Source organism: Pseudomonas izuensis (assembly GCF_002356535.2).
Classification (GTDB): Bacteria; Pseudomonadota; Gammaproteobacteria; order Pseudomonadales; family Pseudomonadaceae; genus Aquipseudomonas; species Aquipseudomonas izuensis.
Map to the genome: position 1 here is coordinate 3,311,605 of NZ_AP017423.2, position 18,581 is coordinate 3,330,185.

General features: G+C 60.3%; 14 protein-coding genes. 5 read left to right on the forward strand and 9 right to left on the reverse strand.

Features of this window, described 5'->3' with window-relative positions; translation table 11 throughout:
* Positions 1–20 precede the first annotated feature (20 nt).
* Positions 21–842, reverse strand: a complete 822-nt coding sequence (ppk2, locus tag LAB08_RS14780; RefSeq protein WP_096511430.1) for a polyphosphate kinase 2 — start codon at positions 840–842, stop codon at positions 21–23.
* A gap of 86 nt (positions 843–928) precedes the next feature.
* The gene (locus tag LAB08_RS14785; RefSeq protein ID WP_096511428.1) at positions 929–1,588 is read right to left on the reverse strand and encodes a hypothetical protein; all 660 of its coding nucleotides are present in this window, start codon (positions 1,586–1,588) and stop codon (positions 929–931) included.
* Positions 1,589–1,939: 351 nt separating this feature from the next.
* Here LAB08_RS14785 and LAB08_RS14790 point away from each other — a divergent pair, with 351 nt between their 5' ends.
* The gene (locus tag LAB08_RS14790; protein WP_096511426.1) at positions 1,940–2,302 is read left to right on the forward strand and encodes a DUF5064 family protein; all 363 of its coding nucleotides are present in this window, start codon (positions 1,940–1,942) and stop codon (positions 2,300–2,302) included.
* A gap of 106 nt (positions 2,303–2,408) precedes the next feature.
* On the opposite strand, the gene LAB08_RS14795 is transcribed toward LAB08_RS14790, so the two are convergent.
* The 7 genes from LAB08_RS14795 to LAB08_RS14825 all read right to left on the reverse strand — a co-directional run bounded on the left by LAB08_RS14795 (position 2,409) and on the right by LAB08_RS14825 (position 13,666).
* Positions 2,409–4,055, reverse strand: coding sequence for a fatty acid--CoA ligase (locus LAB08_RS14795; RefSeq protein WP_096511424.1), 1,647 nt, complete (start codon positions 4,053–4,055; stop codon positions 2,409–2,411).
* Between the two features lie 28 nt (positions 4,056–4,083).
* The gene (locus tag LAB08_RS14800; RefSeq protein ID WP_217910649.1) at positions 4,084–5,862 is read right to left on the reverse strand and encodes an acyl-CoA dehydrogenase C-terminal domain-containing protein; all 1,779 of its coding nucleotides are present in this window, start codon (positions 5,860–5,862) and stop codon (positions 4,084–4,086) included.
* Between the two features lie 63 nt (positions 5,863–5,925).
* Positions 5,926–8,409, reverse strand: coding sequence for an efflux RND transporter permease subunit (locus LAB08_RS14805; protein ID WP_096511422.1), 2,484 nt, complete (start codon positions 8,407–8,409; stop codon positions 5,926–5,928).
* Between the two features lie 31 nt (positions 8,410–8,440).
* Positions 8,441–9,514, reverse strand: coding sequence for a WD40/YVTN/BNR-like repeat-containing protein (locus tag LAB08_RS14810; RefSeq protein ID WP_096511420.1), 1,074 nt, complete (start codon positions 9,512–9,514; stop codon positions 8,441–8,443).
* Between the two features lie 62 nt (positions 9,515–9,576).
* Positions 9,577–10,935 carry a DUF1329 domain-containing protein gene (locus LAB08_RS14815; protein WP_096511418.1) on the reverse strand — a complete coding sequence of 453 codons (1,359 nt, stop codon included), beginning with the start codon at positions 10,933–10,935 and terminating at the stop codon, positions 9,577–9,579.
* A 38-nt stretch (positions 10,936–10,973) separates the two neighbouring features.
* The gene (locus LAB08_RS14820) at positions 10,974–12,989 is read right to left on the reverse strand and encodes a DUF1302 domain-containing protein (protein ID WP_096511416.1); all 2,016 of its coding nucleotides are present in this window, start codon (positions 12,987–12,989) and stop codon (positions 10,974–10,976) included.
* A 110-nt stretch (positions 12,990–13,099) separates the two neighbouring features.
* A complete protein-coding gene (locus LAB08_RS14825; RefSeq protein ID WP_096511414.1) occupies positions 13,100–13,666 on the reverse strand; it encodes an RBBP9/YdeN family alpha/beta hydrolase in 567 nt (188 codons plus the stop codon).
* Between the two features lie 255 nt (positions 13,667–13,921).
* On the opposite strand from LAB08_RS14825, the gene LAB08_RS14830 reads away from it, so the two are divergent.
* From LAB08_RS14830 to LAB08_RS14845, 4 genes are all read left to right on the forward strand, one after another.
* Positions 13,922–14,992, forward strand: coding sequence for an AraC family transcriptional regulator (locus tag LAB08_RS14830; RefSeq protein ID WP_096511412.1), 1,071 nt, complete (start codon positions 13,922–13,924; stop codon positions 14,990–14,992).
* A gap of 537 nt (positions 14,993–15,529) precedes the next feature.
* A complete protein-coding gene (locus LAB08_RS14835; protein ID WP_096511410.1) occupies positions 15,530–17,143 on the forward strand; it encodes a phospholipase effector Tle1 domain-containing protein in 1,614 nt (537 codons plus the stop codon).
* Positions 17,144–17,145: 2 nt separating this feature from the next.
* Positions 17,146–17,799, forward strand: coding sequence for a DUF2931 family protein (locus LAB08_RS14840; protein WP_096511408.1), 654 nt, complete (start codon positions 17,146–17,148; stop codon positions 17,797–17,799).
* A 36-nt stretch (positions 17,800–17,835) separates the two neighbouring features.
* Positions 17,836–18,489, forward strand: a complete 654-nt coding sequence (locus LAB08_RS14845; protein ID WP_096511406.1) for a DUF2931 family protein — start codon at positions 17,836–17,838, stop codon at positions 18,487–18,489.
* Positions 18,490–18,581 lie beyond the last annotated feature (92 nt).

The window sequence follows — 18,581 nt, forward strand, 5'->3', positions numbered from 1 at the left end:
GATTTGCTTGAACGGACCGCTCAGAATTTTTCCGGGATGCGCCGAAACGGATAATCCGGCTCGCGATAGCTGCCTGGTTTCTGCCGCTTGGGCAACTTCACCTGCTCGCGCTGCACATTTTTGTAGGGAATGCGGCTGAGCAGGTCGCTGATGATGTTCAGGCGCGCCCGGCGTTTGTCGTTCGAGTCGGCCACCAGCCATGGCCCATAATCGGTGTCGGTCGCCTGGAACATATCGTCACGGGCGCGGGAGTACTCGTACCAGCGGCTGTAGGACTTCAGGTCCATCGGTGACAGTTTCCAGATCTTGCGCCCGTCCTTAATGCGCGCCTCGAGCCGACGGGTCTGTTCTTCCTCGCTGACTTCCAGCCAGTATTTGAGCAGGATCACTCCAGACTCGACGATGGCGCGCTCCACCAGCGGGACAGATTTCAGGAACTTGTCCAATTGCTCGTCGGTGCAAAAGCCCATCACGCGCTCGACGCCCGCGCGGTTGTACCAACTGCGGTCGAAGATCACCACTTCACCGGCTGCGGGCAGGTGCGGCAGGTAGCGCTGCATGTACATCTGGCTCTTCTCGCGCTCGGACGGCGCCGGCAACGCCACCACGCGGAAGATCCGCGGGCTGACGCGCTCGGTCAGCGCCTTGATCGTCCCGCCCTTGCCGGCCCCGTCACGCCCCTCAAAGACCACGCAGACCTTGATGCCCTCTTGTGTGACCCACTCTTGCAACTTGACCAGTTCGACGTGCAGTCGGCGCAACTGCTCCAGGTAGTCCTTGTTCTTCAGTTTCGGGGTTTGCGCAGACGGTTTCTTCTGCGCGTCCTTTTTAACTTTTGCCATGTTCAATACCTCACGGATGCAGGTCACTGACAACTGACAGGTCGACTCTATGGTGTTGTTACAGGTACTTGACGAAGGAAGACTGTTCAACCGCCGAGCGCGATGATCGCGACGATCAGCAGTGACCCGGCGATGGCCAGCGTAAATCCGCCCAGCCAGGGTTTTACGCCGGCATAGCGCGAAAGAATCCAGCCGGCCACGAATAACATCCCGACGCCCACCAGGTTGGATACGCGCACGGCCAGCATCGTCTGGTCCAACAGCATGAAAGGCACCACGAGCGGGAACGTCGAGAGTACGACCAGCAGGAAAACGCCCAAGGCGCCTTTGAAATCATCTGCGCCCAGGCGCGGCACCGAGACGGCGGGCGCTTCGGCCAAACGCTGGCGCAGCATTTCCAGTCCGTCAGTACCAGCCGCTGTCGCGATACGTGGAGGCAACGCATCAGCAACCAGCGCCTGGCCGGTGGACGCATCCACGCCACCGCGCAGGCTGCTAAGCAGCGTGCGGTTGCGGCTGCGCTCGATCAGCACCCGCAGCAGATACATGGCCGCGTCGGCGAGGCCCCACGCAAGGTTGCAGCCGAGCGCGGCGATCATCATGACCCGTTCGGCTTCCTGATCCGTTGTGACGACACTGATTGTTCCGGTGAAGGTCATCGCCATGAGCAAGCCGAAGATCACTTCCGAGACGCGATCGATCGGATCGAGCACAGGTGCCCGCTTTTTTTCCGCAACGCTTTGCATGCGTCCAACCTTGGCAGATCCCTGGCCCTTGGAATGTTTTTAGGGGTGGGCTCAAGGCCCTGAGCCTAACCGGTTCACGGGGTGGTTTTTCCCGGCCCCACTTCAGTGTAGTTTGAAACGCTCGCACTGCCGCCCAAGGTTCAGGCCTTCCGCGAGTTTGCCTGCCATACTGGAAAAGATGCGGTGATTGGCCCGCCTCCGATGATCCAAACGCTCATCCAGGATCAGCCCTGCGCCAGCGTCATCGCGTATCGGCCAAGCACTAACGGATATAAAAGTTATTCAGAAAAGAAACTCCCGGGGTAGACCCAGAGTCTGCCCTACTCCAATGCCTTCAAAGGAGAGACAACAATGGCTACGTTCGAGCCCGGTCATTTGCACATCGAGCGGCATGCGCTGAACAAGAACGATGTCAGCTACAACATTCATATTGACTACGAGGTCGTGCAGGATCCCAAGGAAGGCAAAGGCATGCTGTTCAAGATGCATGGCACGATCGAGGGCAAAACGGTCGATGACCCGTTCTTCCTGCCCAAGGATCAGGCCTACAACTTTGCCAGCAATGTGACGAAAATCGCCGAAAAGTACGGTATTCCAAAAGCGCAGAGCAGTATCGGCTCGATCCACAAGCACTACGACGCGATGTTCGAGGATGTACGGGTGCAACTGAACATGAAATCCGGCGACCCGGTAAAACCCGAACACCTGGAATAACACACCCCCTTCTGTGGGAGCGAGCCTGCTCGCGAAAGCGGTGTATCAATCAACCATAGTGTTGAATGAGACGCCGCCTTTGCGAGCAGGCTCGCTCCCACAGTGTTTATAGGCTCATTTCCTGCTCGCGAATCAGCTTCTTGTTGATTTTCCCGACACTGGTCTTGGGAATGTCAGCCACGATTCGGATCTGCCTCGGGATTGCCCACTTGTTGATACGGCCACTCTCGACATATTGATGCAGATGGGCCTCCAGCATTTGCGCGTTGATGCTTTGGCCGGGCACGCAAACGGCCAGGGCCACGGGACGCTCGCCCCACTGTGCATCAGGGATGCCGACGACCGCCACCGACGCGACGGCGGGATGCTCGCTGATCAGGCTTTCCAGCTCCAGCGAACTGATCCACTCCCCGCCCGTCTTGATCACGTCCTTGATCCGGTCCTTGATCTCCACGACACCCAAGGCATCGATAGACGCGATGTCACCGGTATGCATCCAGCCGTTTTCCCAGAGTTGTGCGCCTTGCTCGGGCGCCTTCAGATAGCCCTGGGTCAGCCAAGGTGCACGGACCACAATCTCGCCCATCGCCTCGCCATCGTGTACCACTTCGTTGCCGCTGGCATCGATGATCCTCAAGTCCACCATCGACACCGCTACGCCGGTCTTGATCCGCGCGGCGACCTGCTCGTGGGCCGGCTGATCGAGTTCCGCGTCGCTCAAGTGTGCCAGGCACAACAACGGACAGGTTTCGGACATCCCGTATCCACTGTACACATGCATACCCCGCTCGGTCGCCAGGTCAGCCAGACCATGGGTCAAGGCACTGCCGCCCAGGAGCATTTTCCAGCCTTTGAAGTCAGTCCGGGAGGCTTCGTCGCAGCTCAGGATCATTTGCAAAATCGTTGGCACGCAATGGGAGAAGCTCACCTTCTCTTCGCGAAACAACCTGACCAGGGCATTGGGTTCATAACGACCGGGGTACACCTGCTTGATACCCATCAAGGTCGCGACATAGGGTACGCCCCAGGCATGGACGTGAAACATCGGGGTGATGGGCATGTACACATCGTCGGAGCGCAGCAGCGGCCGACCTTGATACACACCGAGCGTGCCCACGGCATTCAGCGTATGCAGCACCAACTGGCGATGAGTGAAGTAAACGCCCTTCGGGTCGCCGGTGGTGCCTGTGGTATAGAACAGGGTGGCAACTGACTGCTCGTCGAAGTCCGGGAAGTCGTAATGCGGCTCGGCGCTGGCCAGCAGGTGTTCGTACTCACCCAGCACCGGCAGCGTGGTCGAAGGTGCTTCGTCGTCGCTGAGCTGGATGAAGCCTTTGACGGTGGTCAACTGATCCTTGATCTGCTCGACCAGGGGCAGGAAATCGTCGTGCACCAACACCAGGTCATCCTCGGCGTGGTTCATGGTGTACAAGACCTGCTCCGCCGAGAGCCGAATGTTCACCGTGTGCAATACGGCTCCAATCATCGGCACGGCAAAAAAACACTCCAGATAACGATGGCTGTCCCAATCCAGCAACGCCACGGTGTCCCCTGCCTTGACGCCAGCGCTCGTCAGCGCGTTGGCCAGGCGTTTTATGCGCTCGTTCAACGTTTGGTAGCTATAACGCAGCTTGTCCGCGTAGACGATTTCCTGATCGGGTGCGTAGCGCTTGCCCGAGAGCAACAGGCTCTTGATCAACAAGGGATAGCTGTAGGCGCCTTGCGCAGGCGCGATTATTTTTGTGGTCACCACAGTGAAATCTTCCTGATGCTGTTGGTTGTTAGAACTGCGCTGCGTCGAGCAGAAACAGCGAGTCGCTTCCGGCTTTGACCGATGCGCTCAGCGAGTGAATCCGCGGCAACAGGCGGGCGAAATAGAACCGCGCCGTGCCCAGTTTGCTGGCGTAGAAATCGTCCTGCGCTTCCTTGCCCAAAGCCGCCTTGGCCATCAGCGCCCACATGTAGGCGTAGGCCACGTAACCGAAGGTTTGCAGGTACTCGACCGACGCCGCACCGATTTCGTTCGGGTTGGTCTTCGCCCGGTCCAGCAACCAGGCCGTCAGTTCGTCAAGGGTGGTCACGGCATCGTTGAGCGGCTTGGTGAACTCCGCCAGTTCAGCGCTGGCGGTCGCGGTGAAGTGACGAATCTCGTCGGCGAACAGCTTGTAGAACGCCCCGCCGCTGCCGACGATCTTGCGCCCCACCAGGTCCAGCGCCTGAATGCCGTTGGTGCCTTCGTAGATCTGGGTGATGCGCACGTCGCGCACCAGTTGTTCCTGGCCCCATTCGCGGATGTAGCCGTGACCGCCGAACACCTGCTGGCCATGCACCGTGGTTTCCAGGCCGAGGTCGGTCAGGAAGGCCTTGGCCACCGGGGTCAACAGCGCCACCAGGTCTTCGGCGCGCTTGCGCGTCGCGGTGTCTTCGCTGAACTTGGCGGTGTCCAGTTGCATGGCAACGTACGTCGAGAACGCCCGGCCGCCTTCGTTCGAGGCCTTCATGGTCAGCAGCATGCGGCGCACGTCCGGATGGACGATGATCGGGTCGGCCACTTTGTCCTTGTTCTGCGCGCCGGTCGGCGAACGGCTTTGCAGACGATCACGGGCGTATTCGACGGCGTTCTGGTAAGAGCGCTCGCCACTGGCCAGGCCCTGGATACCGACGCCCAGACGCTCGTAGTTCATCATGGTGAACATCGCCGCCAGGCCCTTGTTCGGCTCGCCGACCAGATAGCCCACGGCTTCGTCGAAGTTCATCACACAGGTGGCGGAGGCCTGGATGCCCATCTTGTGTTCGATCGAACCACAGTTCGCCGGATTACGTGCACCCAGGCTGCCATCGGCATTGACCAGGAACTTCGGCACCAGGAACAGCGAAATGCCTTTCGGCCCCGCCGGGGCGTCCGGCAGCTTGGCCAGCACCAGGTGAATGATGTTTTCGGTCAGGTCGTGCTCGCCAGCGGTGATGAAGATCTTGGTGCCGCTGACCTTGTAGGAACCGTCGGCCTGAGGTTCGGCCTTGGTGCGGATGATCCCCAGGTCGGTGCCGGCGTGCGGCTCGGTCAGGCACATGGAGCCGGTCCAGATGCCGGCGTACATGTTCGGCAGGTACGCCGCTTTCAGTTCTTCGCTGGCGTGGGCGTTGAGCGCAAGGCAAGCGCCGGCGGTCAGCATCGGGTACAGGCCGAACGAAAGATTGGCGCCGTTGACCATCTCCTCAACCTGGGCGCCGATGACCTTGGGCATGCCCATGCCGCCGTACGCCGGATTACCACCCACGCCAGCCCAACCACCCTCGGCAAAGGCACGGTAGGCATCGGCAAAGCCCGCAGGCGTCGTGACTTCACCGTCGTGCCACGAACAACCTTGCTCGTCGCCACTGCGATTGAGCGGTGCAATCAGTTCTGCGGAGATCTTGCCGGCCTCTTCGAGGATCGCATTGGCGGTGTCTTGATCCACCACCTCGGCCAGCGCCGGCATGGCGGCCCACAGCTCGGAAACGTTGAAAACTTCGTTGAGTACGAATCGAATGTCGCGCAGGGGCGCTTTGTAATCGGACATGTTTGAAAGACTCAGGCAATGTCAGGGCCTTTGAACAGGCCCTGGTCAATGGAAGTGCCACCCTCAGGAGTGGACGCCAACACGCTCCACCACGGGTTCGGTGGATTTCGCTGCAGCCGGTGTGACTTTTCGCAGCAGGAAAAAGGACAGCGCCGGGATCAGGATCAGTGCACCGAGCATGTTCCACAGGAACATGAAGGTCAGCAGGATGCCCATGTCGGCCTGGAACTTGATGGGCGACCAGGCCCAGCACACCACGCCCGCGGCCAGGGTAATGCCCACCAGCCCCACGACCCGCCCGGTGAACGACACCGCGTTGCGGTAGGCCTGCGCCAATGGCATGCCCTGGCGCTGGTATTGCAACTGGACGCTGAGCAAGTACAGCGCGTAATCCACGCCAATCCCGACCCCCAGCGCAATCACCGGCAGCGTGGCCACTTTCACGCCAATGCCCATGACCACCATCAGCGCTTCGCACAGGATCGACGTCAGGACCAGCGGCAGCAGCGCCACAACAGTTGCACGCCAGCTACGGAAGGTGATCAGGCAGAACAGGGTCACCGCCGCGTACACATACAACAGCATGGTGTGGTTGGCTTCGCGCACCACGATGTTGGTGGCGGCTTCGATCCCGGCGCTGCCGGCGGCCAGCAGGAACTGGCGATCGGCGCTGCTGTTTTCCTTGGCGAATCGATCGGCAACGGCCACCACGGCATCCAGGGTTTGCGCCTTGTGGTCCTTGAGAAAGGCGATCACCGGCATCAGTGAGCAATCGGTATTGAACAACTCCGGGGCGTTGACCGAGGCCTGTTGCGCGGCATAGTTCAATACGTTCTGGTTGCGCTGGATGCTGTTGAGCTTGGGGTTGCCCTCGAAGGTACCGGCAGTGATCTGGCGCACCGCGTTGACCAGCGATGACGTGGCCTGCACGCCCGGCAACTGCTGCAACTCCCACGCCAGGCGGTCGGCCTGGACCAGTGTCTGATAGTTCAGGCAACCCTCGGGGGCGGTCTTGATCATCACCGCGAACAGATCGCTGGACAGCGCATAGTGACTGGTGATGTAGGCGTTATCGCGGTTGTAGCGCGAGTCGGCGCGAAGCTCCGGCGCACCACTGTCGAGGTCGCCGATCTGCAGGTTCAGGCTGACCATGAAGCCGGCAATGCCCAGCACCAGGGCGGCCAACACAGTGCCCATCGCCCACTTGGGGGTGGTGAAGCGGTCGAGCATGTCCCACAGCTTGCCAAACCCGCGATGCTCAGCGGCCCGGGTGTCGATTTTCAACGCACGGGTGGCGGCCTTGCTGCCGACGCCGACATACGACAGTGCCACCGGCATCAGCAACAGCGAAGTAAAGATCAGCACCGCGACACCGATGCTGGCGGTAATGGCCAGGTCCTGGATCACCGGAATGTCGATCAGCATCAGTACCGCGAAGCCCACGGCATCGGCCAGCAGCGCGGTGACGCCGGCGATGAACAGGCGACGGAAGGTGTAACGCGCGGCCACCAGCTTGTGGGTACCACGGGCGATGTCCTGCATGATGCCGTTCATTTTCTGCGCGGCGTGGGACACGCCGATGGCGAAAATCAGGAATGGCACCAGCACCGAGTAAGGATCGATGGCATAACCCAGCCAGGCGACGATTCCCAATTGCCAGACCACGGCGATCAATGAACAGCCGACCACCAACAAGGTACTGCGCACACAACGGGTGTAGAGGTAAATGATGACCAGCGAGGTGATCACCGCCAGGCCGAAAAACATCATGACCTGGATCAGCCCGTCGATCAGGTCGCCCACCAGTTTGGCGAAGCCGATCACCCGGACCTTGTAATGGCCCTTGCCCTCTTCCCCGGCCTTGTGCCCGGAGCCTGCGTACTCGATTTTGTCGCGCAGGCGCTCTTCGAGCATCCGCGAAAACGTGTGATAGTCGATGCCATGGCCGGTGGCCGAGGCCTTGTCCAGCAGCGGCACGATCAACATGGTTGACTTGAAGTCGCTGGCCACCAAGCTGCCGACAATGCCGGCGCGGTTGATGTTCTGCCGCAACTGCTCGATGTCCTTGGGGGTGCCCGTGTAGGCATCGGGCATCACCGGGCCGCCCTGGAAACCCTCTTCAGTGGCTTCGGTCCAGCGGACCGCCGGGCTCCACAGCGACTTCATCCAGGCGCGGTCGACGCCTTCGGCGAGGAACAATTCATCATTGACCTGCTTGAGTACGTTCAGGTACTCGGGGTCGAAAATATCACCCTGAGTGTTCTCCACCACGACCCGTACCGAACTCCCCAGGCCGCGCAGCGATTGGCGGTTCTCGAGGAAATTCTTAATGTACGGCTGACTCTGCGGGATCATCTTCTCGAAACTCGGGCGCAACTCCAGGCGGGTTGCCATCATGTAGCCCAGTAACAGGGTGATCATCGCCATCAGCAGCATGAACAGCGGACGGTGGTTGAACACCCACCGTTCCAGGCGGTTGCCGGAACGGTGATCGAAGTCGCGCAAGTCGCCAATCACCGGCATGGTGTCTTGCTGAATATTGCCCATAGGAGGGTACCCGCTCTGATTTTATCGGTTCTTATTCTTTGGAAAGCGACCGCGCACCACGACTGCCCACCACGATCAGCGAGCCATCGGCAGCCTGCACGGCACCCGCGACGGGGGACTGGTTTTGCTGGGCGATCAGTTGCAGTCGAGTCTCGGCAGACTGGCTGAGCAATTCGTGCCCGGCCTGGGTGAACAGCCGGAAGCGGCCGTCATCACCCTGCGCCGCGGCAGTGATGCTGACTTGCAGGCCGGTCTCCAGAAGCGTCCAGTTGGCACCGCCATCGGTGCTGCGCAACACATGCCCGCGCAACCCGTAGACCAGCACTTCGCCGGGTTTGCCGATCACCCCGAAAAAACTGCCCTGGTAGGGGGTCTGCAAGGCCACGAAACGCTGCCCGGCGTCATCCCATTTCAGCAGCAGGCCTTGTTCGCCTGCGATGTAGAGCCCATCACCGGTGGAGGCAATGGCATTGAGGTGAAAGCCCTGGGGGTTTTCGGTACGGTCCTGGAACGGTGTCCAGTGCTTGCCACCGTCTTCGGTGCGCAAGATCAGGTTGAAGACACCGACCACGTAGCCGATGTTGTCGTCAGCGAACCAGACATCCAGCAGGGGCTTGTCAGCGCCCTCCTCGACCAGTCGCTGACCTTCGGCGGCCAATACTGGCCATTGCTCGTCGCCCGGCTCGGCCTGGGCCAATGCCGAGTAATGCTTGACCAGCAAGTCACCGATCTGGCGCCCATCGAGTTGTTTGTTCCAGGTCTCGCCGCCATCGCTGCTGTGCAGCACCACACCATCGCCGCCGACGGCCCAGCCGTTCCTCGGCGAGGGAAAGTACACGGCATTGAGGTCGGCACTGACCGGTACGGTGGCCTGGCGCCATTGCTGGCCGGCGTCATCGGAAAAAAGAATGTGGCCTCGCTGGCCCACGGCAACCAATCGGTCACCGGCACGGGTCGCGTCCAGCAAGGGGCTGCGCACGGCCAGAACACTGGGCTTGGCGGGCAGATCAAGCACGTCGACGTAGGCGGCAGCCTGAGCGAATCCTTGCGACAGAGCCAGCGCGGCGCCCATCAGCAGCGGCACGCACTTCTTGAACGAATACATACGGCGTCCTCATGAGAAAACTGCGCCGGGTGCCCGCAGGCGACCCGGCGTTGAAACCCGACTCAGCGAATACCTGCGCCCGCCAGGGACTCCGGCGACCACTGCGCCTTGGACAGCGAGTCGATGTAGCGGATGCCACCGTACGGGCCTACCACACCGTTGATGTTGTAGGAGCCGCCGACCAGGTCATAGATCATGAACGGCGTGGAATCCGGCACCTGCTTGTCGTAGCTCTGGCTGAGGAAGGCAAAGGAACCGCGATAGAGCTGACCGCGTGCGTCGTACTGGTCGGACGCCAGAGCGGCCCAGCTGTCTTCATCCAGGTAGAAGCGACGCTTCTGGTAGACGTGGCGCGCGCCAGCCTTGAGGTTGCCCTCCACTACCCACACGCGGTGTTTTTCCCAGCGCACGAAGTCCGGTGCGATGTGATTGGCGGTGGTAATGCTTTTCGGGTCCTGGACGTAGGTCAGCTTGTAGGTGTTGTACGGCACGATCATTTCCTGCTTGCCGACCAGTTTCCAGTCGTAGCGATCCAGCGCGCCGTTGAACACGAACACGTCGTCGTAGGTGCCGGCGCCGGCCGTACCCGGGTTTGGCGTGTCGTAGGCCAGGTTCGGTGCCAGTTTGACCCGACGCTGACCCGGCAAGTATTGCCAGGCGCGGCGCGGCTGTTCCAGCGGGTTGGCGGCGTCCTTGAGCATGATCGACTCGCCGGCCCGGCGCGCGGGGCCGGTGTAGTACAACTTCATCTGGTAGTACACGTCGGAGCTGGTGATCGGCTGCGACATGTTCTCGTAGATCGGATAGGTGATGAACGCCTGCCCGGTAGTGGCGAGACTGGGCACACCGGCCGAGTCGACGTTCCAGGAGTCGTACTTGGAATTGATGTTGACCCCCTGGTAACGCAGCAGGAAGTTCCACATCGCCTCGCTGCCCGATTGCGGAATCGGGAACGGCACGCCGGGCAAGACGTTGTCGATGGCCAGGCCGCCTTCCAGGGACTTGGCGCCGGTGGCGTTTTTCACGCTGTTGTCCAGCACGGTCTGCGGCAGTGCCACGGTGCGGTGGGTCGGGTAGACATCGACGCGAAAGCTCGGGAAGCGCTTGGCCAGCTCAACGGTGGTGGCCGAGAGCAGGGCTTTGTATTGATCGACGTTTTTGCCATCGATCACCAGCACCGGTTTTTCGCTGGCAAACGGGTCCGGGCGCATGCTGTCGCCGGCCTTGAAGCTGGCCGGGGCGGTGGTCAGGCCACCGGCATAGGCCGGAATGGAGCCATCGGCGCTGGCGGCTTTTTCGGCACCTACCAGAGTCAGACTGCTGCCGAGCTTGCCGGCTTCTTGAGTCGATACGGCGGCCTGCGCATGGGCCGCGAGGGTCATGGCCAGTGATGCGGCCAACAAGGTTTTCACGAATTTCATGGTTTCTACTCCTGCCTGGGGGCTGGGTATTGGATGAATCAAAAGGTGGTTTTCAGCGTCAGGTACAGCGCGCCACGGTCTTCGGTGGTCGCACCGCCGCCCGAGAAGGCTGAATAGCCACCAGCGAAGCACGCATAGTTTTCGTTACCGCTGAAGGCGTTCGGCGTGGAGCCGTCGCCACTTCCGGCGTTCGCTGCGCCGGTGCTGTTGCCGCTGACGTTGCACTTGTCAGCCTTGCCGAAGGAATCGACGTACTTGAGGTCGACGAAGTACTTGTTGTAAACGATGGCGCCGACGCCGACGGCATAGTTGCCGGTGTCCTTGGCACCGCCGCCGGAGACCGGCGAAACACCGTCGAGGCCGACGTTGACCGACATCGGCAGGTTCATGTCCACGCCGGGGAACACCTGGTACCAGGTCGGGGTGAAGTTGACCGCGATGCCCCAGTTGTCTCGGGTCGGCGCATCGACGCCACGGTAAGTGCTCTTGCCCTTGTAGAGCGCCTCGTTTTTGCTATCGAGCTTGAGCAGGTTGCTGTAGTACAGCTCGGTGAGCAGCACGGCGGAATCGAACACTGGCGTCTTGGGCAGGGTCATCAGCCCGTTGAGGGTCCAGTGCAAGGTGTCGCCGGTGGCGCTCATGCTGTCGCCATCATGCGGGGTGTCGAAGACCACGCCGGTGGCTGCCGAGCGTGGCGGCAACAAACCAAGACCTTGACCGAGCCCCAGGGGGCTGGTGGTGCTGACGATCGCCGGGATACTGGCCAGCGGCATGTTGTGGCGGATGTTCAGGTCACTGCCGACGCTGATGCCACCGACATCCTTGGACAGGCTGAGGCCAAAAATGTCGATCTTGTCGGAGTAAGCCAGTTGGTAAGTGGCGGTGCTCAACGAGTTCAAGGTGTTGACCACGGCCGGCACCTGGCCCGCTGGCCGCGTACCGTTAGGATTGGCCGAGCTCAAACCGCGGGCGTCGAGCCAGGCCTGGGGCAGGATGTCTGAAGTCTGGCGGTAGTAGACGCCGAGCGTGCCGTCCAGCCAGGCAGGCGACCACTTGGCCATGACGCCCCAATCACCTGAGTTGCGCGGCGTCAGGTCATCGCCACGACGCACGTTGGTCAGTGCGTTGCAGGGTGCCAGGCCACATCCGAGCGGGCTGCCGGGGGTGATGGAGTTGGTGTTGCCCAACAGGAACGACTGCGCGCCGAAGCCCACCAGATCGGAACCGCCATAGTAAGTGCCCGCCTCAGGCAGGCGCGCCGCATCCCAATCGAGGAAATACTGGGCGCCCACGGTCAACTCGGGGTTGAGGGTGAACGTCATCGAGATCTGGTTACGCGGAACGAACAGTTCCTTGGCCTCGGTACCCGGCGATGCTGCCAGCTTGGCAAGGTCCAGGCCGGACTGCCCGTAACTGATCGAATGCACCGGGTTGAGGATGGTTTCACCCCAGAACACGTTGTGCTGCCCGGCCTTGATGCTGAACATCGACTCTTCGCCCACTTCGGTGCTGTAGAACACGAAGGCGTCGAGGATCTCGCCGGACGGACCGGTGTAGTAGCGCTGGGCATAGTTGCTCAGGTGCGGGCTGCCGAAACCGACGTTGTCATTGGTCACGCCAGCCAGGCGCGGGTCGTTGGCGACCAGGCCCGAGGTACCTTTATTGCCGTTGACGAACGGGTTGGAATTGGAGCCGGTGTTTTCATAGGCCTTGTCGTACCAGCTCGCGGCGCTGACGCGAAACCCCATGTTTTGCTGGTAGACCACATCCATCTCGGTCAACAGGTCGACACGGTTGGTGATGTTGGTCCCGGCCCTGCGGAAGTTGTAGTCGCCGTCGTTGTTGTTGGGCGTACCCAACATGCGTTTGTCGGCGTTTTCGGTGCGCACGCCGTAGTTGTACTTCACGGTGTTATCGAAGCGCACGTTCCAGTCGGGATTGCCGGTCTCCACCTCCATCGCGTATGCGGTCGGCATGGAAGCCGCCAGGATGGCCAGGGCCAGCAGACTGCGACGCGAAGGGAGTGTGTAGCTGTGACTCTTATTGTTATGCATTGCGTTGGCTCCGCTTTTTGTATTTGTTTTAAGCGCAGGGGTCCCCTGCCGACTCTTGGTGAGAGAGCCAGTGCCTGTATGGCGTGAGGACGTTTACCGGGTGGTCGACCCTAGCGATCGAGGTCCAGAATCAGTGCTTCTGCCTGGGGCCACGGGCCGTAGCCTGAGGCCGGATTGAGGTGGCCGACATCACCGAGGTTGATCAGCTCTGCCTCCCAGTCCAGGGCCAGGCGCTTGGCCGCGTCGAAGCTGGCGAGATGGTCGTCGGTGCTGGCGGCGACGATGCTGCGAAACGGCAGTGCGCCTTTGGGCAGCGGGTCCCAGCCATGGGTGCGAAGGGTTTGCGGGCTCGGGTAGTTTTGCGGCCACTGGGCAGCCAGATCCGGTGGCGCGGCCAGCAGGGCGCCCTTGATCGGGTGGCTATGCGTGGCGGCCCAATGTGCGACCATCAGCACGCCGGCACTGTGGGCGACGAGAATCACCGGCCCATCGATTTGCTCCAGCTCATGCTGGATTGCCCGGACACGGGCAGCGCAGTCGAGCTTGTCGGTCTCAAGTGGGGGAACGCTACGGACTTTGCTCAAACGGGCCTCAAGCAACGTTTGCCAATGTTCGGCAACGTGCTCACGCAGGCCCGGGACGATCAGAACGGTGGCGGCGGTTTGCAGTTTGTCCACTTGGATAACCTCGGCTTCTCAGTCTCGACTGGCTGTTTCGCCAGAATCTTTTTGTTGGACTGACATTAAAGAGCCGGGGTGGGCCGCGCTTTTCATTTGACGACAGCGGCTTTTCTTTTGATGACAGCCTGATGGCCCCTGTCTGATGGTCGCGCGGAAGCTGTTAACGTGACTTCGAAAGTTGTTCAATTGCCGACGTGCTGACTATATTCACCACGTCCACTTCCATCGGAATCCCTGCAGGAACGCCTCTGCATGACAAAGCTCGTTCGCGCCGCTGTCCTGACCAACTACCTGGACGTTGCTCATTACCTTGGGTTCAATCCACACGATTTGCTGGCGAGCGTCGGCCTGAGCAAGGCCCGGCTGCAAACGCCCGAGCATCGAATTCCGATCGATTCGGCTGTTCGACTGCTGGAAGATTCAGCGGTTGCCAGCGGTTGCCAGAGCTTCGGCCTGAGCATGGCCGAGTCGCGCCAGCTCTCGGATTTCGGTGTCGTCAGCCTGCTGCTGAGCCATCAGCGAACGCTGCGTGATGCGTTGCAGGTAGTGGTGCACTACCGGCACCTGATGAACGATTCGCTGGCCATCTACATTGAAGAGGCCGGCAAGATGGTGATCATTCGCGAGGAAGTGATCACCGATTCGCCCATGCCCTGCCGGCAGGCCAATGAACTGGCTATCGGTGTGATGTTCCGGCTGTGCTCCGCCCTGCTCGGTGCCCACTGGCAGCCCTACAGTGTCAACTTCACGCACCAGCCGCCCGACAACCTGCACCTGCATCGGCGCCTGTTTGGCTGCAACCTGGAGTTCGGCAGTGAGTTCAATGGCATCGTCTGCCCCGATGCCAGCCTCGACATGACCAATCCCCATGCCGACCCCGCCATGGCCCGATACGCCCAGCGCTACCTTGACTCGCTACAGAGCCACGAAGGGCCGTCGATTCTGTTCGAAGTGCGCAAGGCCATTTACCTGTTGTTGCCGATGGGACGTGCCACCATCGAGCAGATCGCCCAGACCCAGGGCATGAATGTGCGGACCCTGCAACGTCGCCTGAAAGACGACGGCTGTGCCTTCAACGACCTGATCAACGACGTGCGGCGCGACCTGGTGCTGCGTTATCTGGAAAACCCGAACTATTCGCTGGGGCGCATCGCCGACATGCTCGGTTACTCCATGGCGAGTTCGTTCACGCGCTGGTTCATCAGCCAGTTCGGCATGCCGCCCGCGTCGTGGCGGAGTGCGCAAAAGCTCGGTACCTCAAAAGCGCCAATGGACACAACCACCCTGCCCGATCGAGAAAATCCTGACCCCGGCAACTTGTAGGAGCGAGGCTTGCCCGCGAAGGCGGCGTGTCAGGCGACTTACTTTTTATGGTGTACATATCCATTGCTGCGGTAACGGCTGCTGGCGGTTTCGCCCTTACGGCGAGTCACTTGGAAGAACGGAACGCCGCCCGGCCCTAAGTAACCAAGGGCTCTTGCCCCACCACTCGGTGCCTCGCTCAGGCTCGGCATGCCCTCTCTCCGGCCAGCGTGGTTTAACGGGGCGCCCAGATCAAAAGCAATGCGAGGCGGCCTGACAGCCGACCTGTTTGGGAGTCCGTACGCATTTCCCCTGTAGGAGCCGGCTTGCCGGCGAAGACGGCAGTCCAGTCAACAAAGCAGTCCGCCAATACCCCCGCCTTCATTGACTGAAGGCTTTTCTGTCAGCCCCCGGCTTCAACCATCCCATCCCGATCCTACAAGCAATTAAGCCACGACCGGCTGCATGAACCCTCTCCGAGGGTGCAACGTAGGGCCTGGAAATCGATCAATGTTTTTTGGCGCCCAAGGACGGGCTTTGCGTAAAAAAGGATGTGCGATGGAAAAGGATTTGGGCGGGTACCACTGCGCTGTCTGTCGCGACGAGGCCATGGCAGCCCGCGCTCGACAGCGCGTGCAGCAGCCGAGCGCGGCGGAACTACAACGCCGACACGGTGAAATGATGGCTCGTCAGCGGGCACGGGAAGAGCAACTCATCGCTGAACGGGAGGCCAGGGAACAGCGTGAGGAAGCTGCACTCGTGAAAGTCACCCTGCGGATCGGGGTGTTTTTTGATGGTACGGGCAATAACCCGTTCAATGTGGAGATGGGGCGTAAGTGTGGTGCCCATCATCCGGTGTCGACGCAGGATATGGAGTCGAGTTGCAAGCCGTATATGCGGGATCCCGAGAGCAGTTATGGGGGGGAAGTGAGCAATGTTAAGCGGCTACATGATTTGTATGCGCAGTCAATTGCTCCGGAAATAATCATCCAGCAAAAACGCGCATTCGATAAGGTCTATGTCGAGGGTATCGGCACGACCGCAGGTGGGCAAGACCGTCTTTTAGGCATGGCGATGGGCCGCGGCGAGACCGGTGTCGAGGCACGGGTACACGACGCTTTTCGCCAAGTCAAAAACCGCTTGCGCTACTTCCATGAGCGTCATCCGAACGTTCAGATCAGCGCCTTGATCTTCGATATTTTCGGCTTCAGTCGTGGCGCGGCCGCTGCCCGACACTTCGCCTGCCTGTGCCTGAACAGAACCGACAGTTCGCTCAGAGAAACGCTGAGCCTGCCGGATCGCCTGTTCGCCCGCACCTTCAGCAAGGTCTTTGGCGAAGGGGTCAACACCGGTTTTATCGGCTTGTTCGACACCGTCGCTTCCGTCGGAGGGCTAAGCAACCTAGGCTACATTCGTAGCCCGGCAACTCCCGGGGTCAAGTTGTACCTGATGCCGAAGTTTTTCCCCAATGTGCTGCAATTGGTGGCGCGGGACGAATACCGCGCCAATTTCGCGCTCAACAGTGTTGCCCCGGATCATCCGCAAATAAGCCTGCCGGGCGTGCACTCGGATATCGGCGGCGGATACCGCGATGACATCGAAGAATGCGTACTGCTCAGCCCCATGCAGGCCCTTGAGGTGGGTGAGTTCACCGACGTCAAAACCACCTCGATCTATCGCGAGGCCCAACAGGAGCGGGCGAAATGGCACGCCAAGGGCTGGCCGCTGGAAATGCTGGAACTGGTCACGCCTGACCCGGTCATGCTTGCGCCTGAACCCAGAGAGCGCAACGCGCCAAAACGAAAGCGGGTTTTTGCAGGGTTGCAGCTACGACGCAGGATCGGTGCGGGGCTGTCTTTGGTGTATTTGCGGGTGATGTATGAGGCCGCCATGAAGAATGGAATCAAGTTTGACGACCTACAGGAATACCCCGAGTTGATAGCGCCCGCCGAACTTCAGCCAATGTGCGAGCGGTTTGTCGCTGAGGATTACCGTGTTACTGCTGCCGAGGAGCAAATGCTCAAACTCCGTTACATCCACCAATCCGCACACTGGAATCCAACCTTCCTCTCAGGACCTAGCACCACACGATTCGAACTGGCCTATGCCCACGTACCAACCGCGGACTCCGCACGAGTCCACCACCCGCATGTTCCGGAATGGACGCTGTAACCATGAAGATACTGTTTGCGTTACTCGCCATGTTGTCGGTGAGTGCCTGCCAACCCGTTGATCCGCTATCAGCCAAAAACGACTACAGAACCGCTTGGTGGTACATCGGCTTCACCGAGCCCGCACACATGAAGGTATGGGTCGAGACCTCCGCTGTCGAGGACATCAAAGGCCGGATAATTTATGACATCGCGGCAGGCGCAGCCGGTGGCAGTGATTATGAAAATGGAACTGAAAATGCACGGGGCTGGGTGGGTATTGCCACTGCTAGCATGCCCGTTACGGGTGCCGATCTGCCCAAACGCCTCTTCGTGCGCTGGCAATCGATTGTCGAACGCAAGACCTACGCGGGCTGGATCGATATTTCCGAATCGACCCGTGAAATCATGCGCAACTCGAACGCCCGGCGTTGCCACGAGACCCCTCAGTTCACCGCTAATTCGAGTGCTGCCCTAAGTCTGGGACTGGCGCCGGGGGGCATCATTCAGGTCTGGGTCTGGGACGATTGTTTCCGTGCTCACAAAGTGGACCGAGGGCAAGTCGGCATAGAGCCGTTGGGCCCCAATCAAGGGAAATACAACGGCCACTACAGAAGGATCGAAGACTCCTCCAAACGCTACATCGAACGTTTCGGCATTCCTTATGGCAGCTGGTGATGACCTGTCTTTGTTTCCAGAGTGGACGCTGTGACCATGAAAAAACTGTTTGCGTTACTCGTGATGTTGTCCGCGAGCGCCTGCCAACCCGTCGATCCGCTGTCAGCCAAAAACGATTACAGAAGCCCTTGGTGGTACATCGGCTTCAACGAGCCCGCTCACATGACAGTATGGGTCGAGACCTCCGCTGTCGAGGACATCAAGGGCCGGATAATTTATGACATTGCGGCAGGCGTTGCCGCCAGTAGTGATAATGAAAATGGAACTGAAAATGCACGGGGTTGGGTGGGTGTAGGCAGTTCCGGAATGCCCGTGACGGGAGCCGACCTGCCCAAGCGCCTCTTCGTGCGCTGGCAATCGATTGTCGAACGCAAGACCTACGCAGGCTGGATCGATATTTCCGAATCGACCCGTGAAATCATGCGCAACTCGACGGCCCGGCGTTGCCACGAGACCCCTCAGTACACCGCCAGGCCGAGTGCTTCGCTGAATCTGGGACTGGCGCCGGGGGGTATCATTCAGGTCTGGGTCTGGGACGATTGTTTCCGAGCCCACAAAGTCGACAGGGGCCAAGTCGGTATAGAGCCGTTGGGGCCCAATCAAGGCAAATACAACGGCCACTACAGAAGTATCAAAGCCTCTTCCAAACGCTATATCGACCGTTTCGGCATTCCCTATGGCAGCTGGTGATGACGTTTCTCCATGCTTGAACCGATCAAAAAAAACGGCGACCGCTGGGTCGGTCGCCGCTAAAAAACCGGTGTTTTTAACGCCGGTGGAGT

Bases quoted from the DNA above. Each gene is read 5' to 3' on its own strand.
- ppk2 (WP_096511430.1), bottom strand. From the start codon at position 842: ATGGCAAAAGTTAAAAAGGACGCGCAGAAGAAACCGTCTGCGCAAACC.
- LAB08_RS14790 (WP_096511426.1), top strand. From the start codon at position 1,940: ATGGCTACGTTCGAGCCCGGTCATTTGCACATCGAGCGGCATGCGCTG.
- LAB08_RS14800 (WP_217910649.1), bottom strand. From the start codon at position 5,862: ATGTCCGATTACAAAGCGCCCCTGCGCGACATTCGATTCGTACTCAAC.
- LAB08_RS14845 (WP_096511406.1), top strand. From the start codon at position 17,836: ATGAAAAAACTGTTTGCGTTACTCGTGATGTTGTCCGCGAGCGCCTGC.
- LAB08_RS14835 (WP_096511410.1), top strand. From the start codon at position 15,530: ATGGAAAAGGATTTGGGCGGGTACCACTGCGCTGTCTGTCGCGACGAG.
- LAB08_RS14830 (WP_096511412.1), top strand. From the start codon at position 13,922: ATGACAAAGCTCGTTCGCGCCGCTGTCCTGACCAACTACCTGGACGTT.
- LAB08_RS14840 (WP_096511408.1), top strand. From the start codon at position 17,146: ATGAAGATACTGTTTGCGTTACTCGCCATGTTGTCGGTGAGTGCCTGC.
- LAB08_RS14820 (WP_096511416.1), bottom strand. From the start codon at position 12,989: ATGCATAACAATAAGAGTCACAGCTACACACTCCCTTCGCGTCGCAGT.
- LAB08_RS14805 (WP_096511422.1), bottom strand. From the start codon at position 8,409: ATGGGCAATATTCAGCAAGACACCATGCCGGTGATTGGCGACTTGCGC.
- LAB08_RS14815 (WP_096511418.1), bottom strand. From the start codon at position 10,935: ATGAAATTCGTGAAAACCTTGTTGGCCGCATCACTGGCCATGACCCTC.
- LAB08_RS14810 (WP_096511420.1), bottom strand. From the start codon at position 9,514: ATGTATTCGTTCAAGAAGTGCGTGCCGCTGCTGATGGGCGCCGCGCTG.
- LAB08_RS14785 (WP_096511428.1), bottom strand. From the start codon at position 1,588: ATGCAAAGCGTTGCGGAAAAAAAGCGGGCACCTGTGCTCGATCCGATC.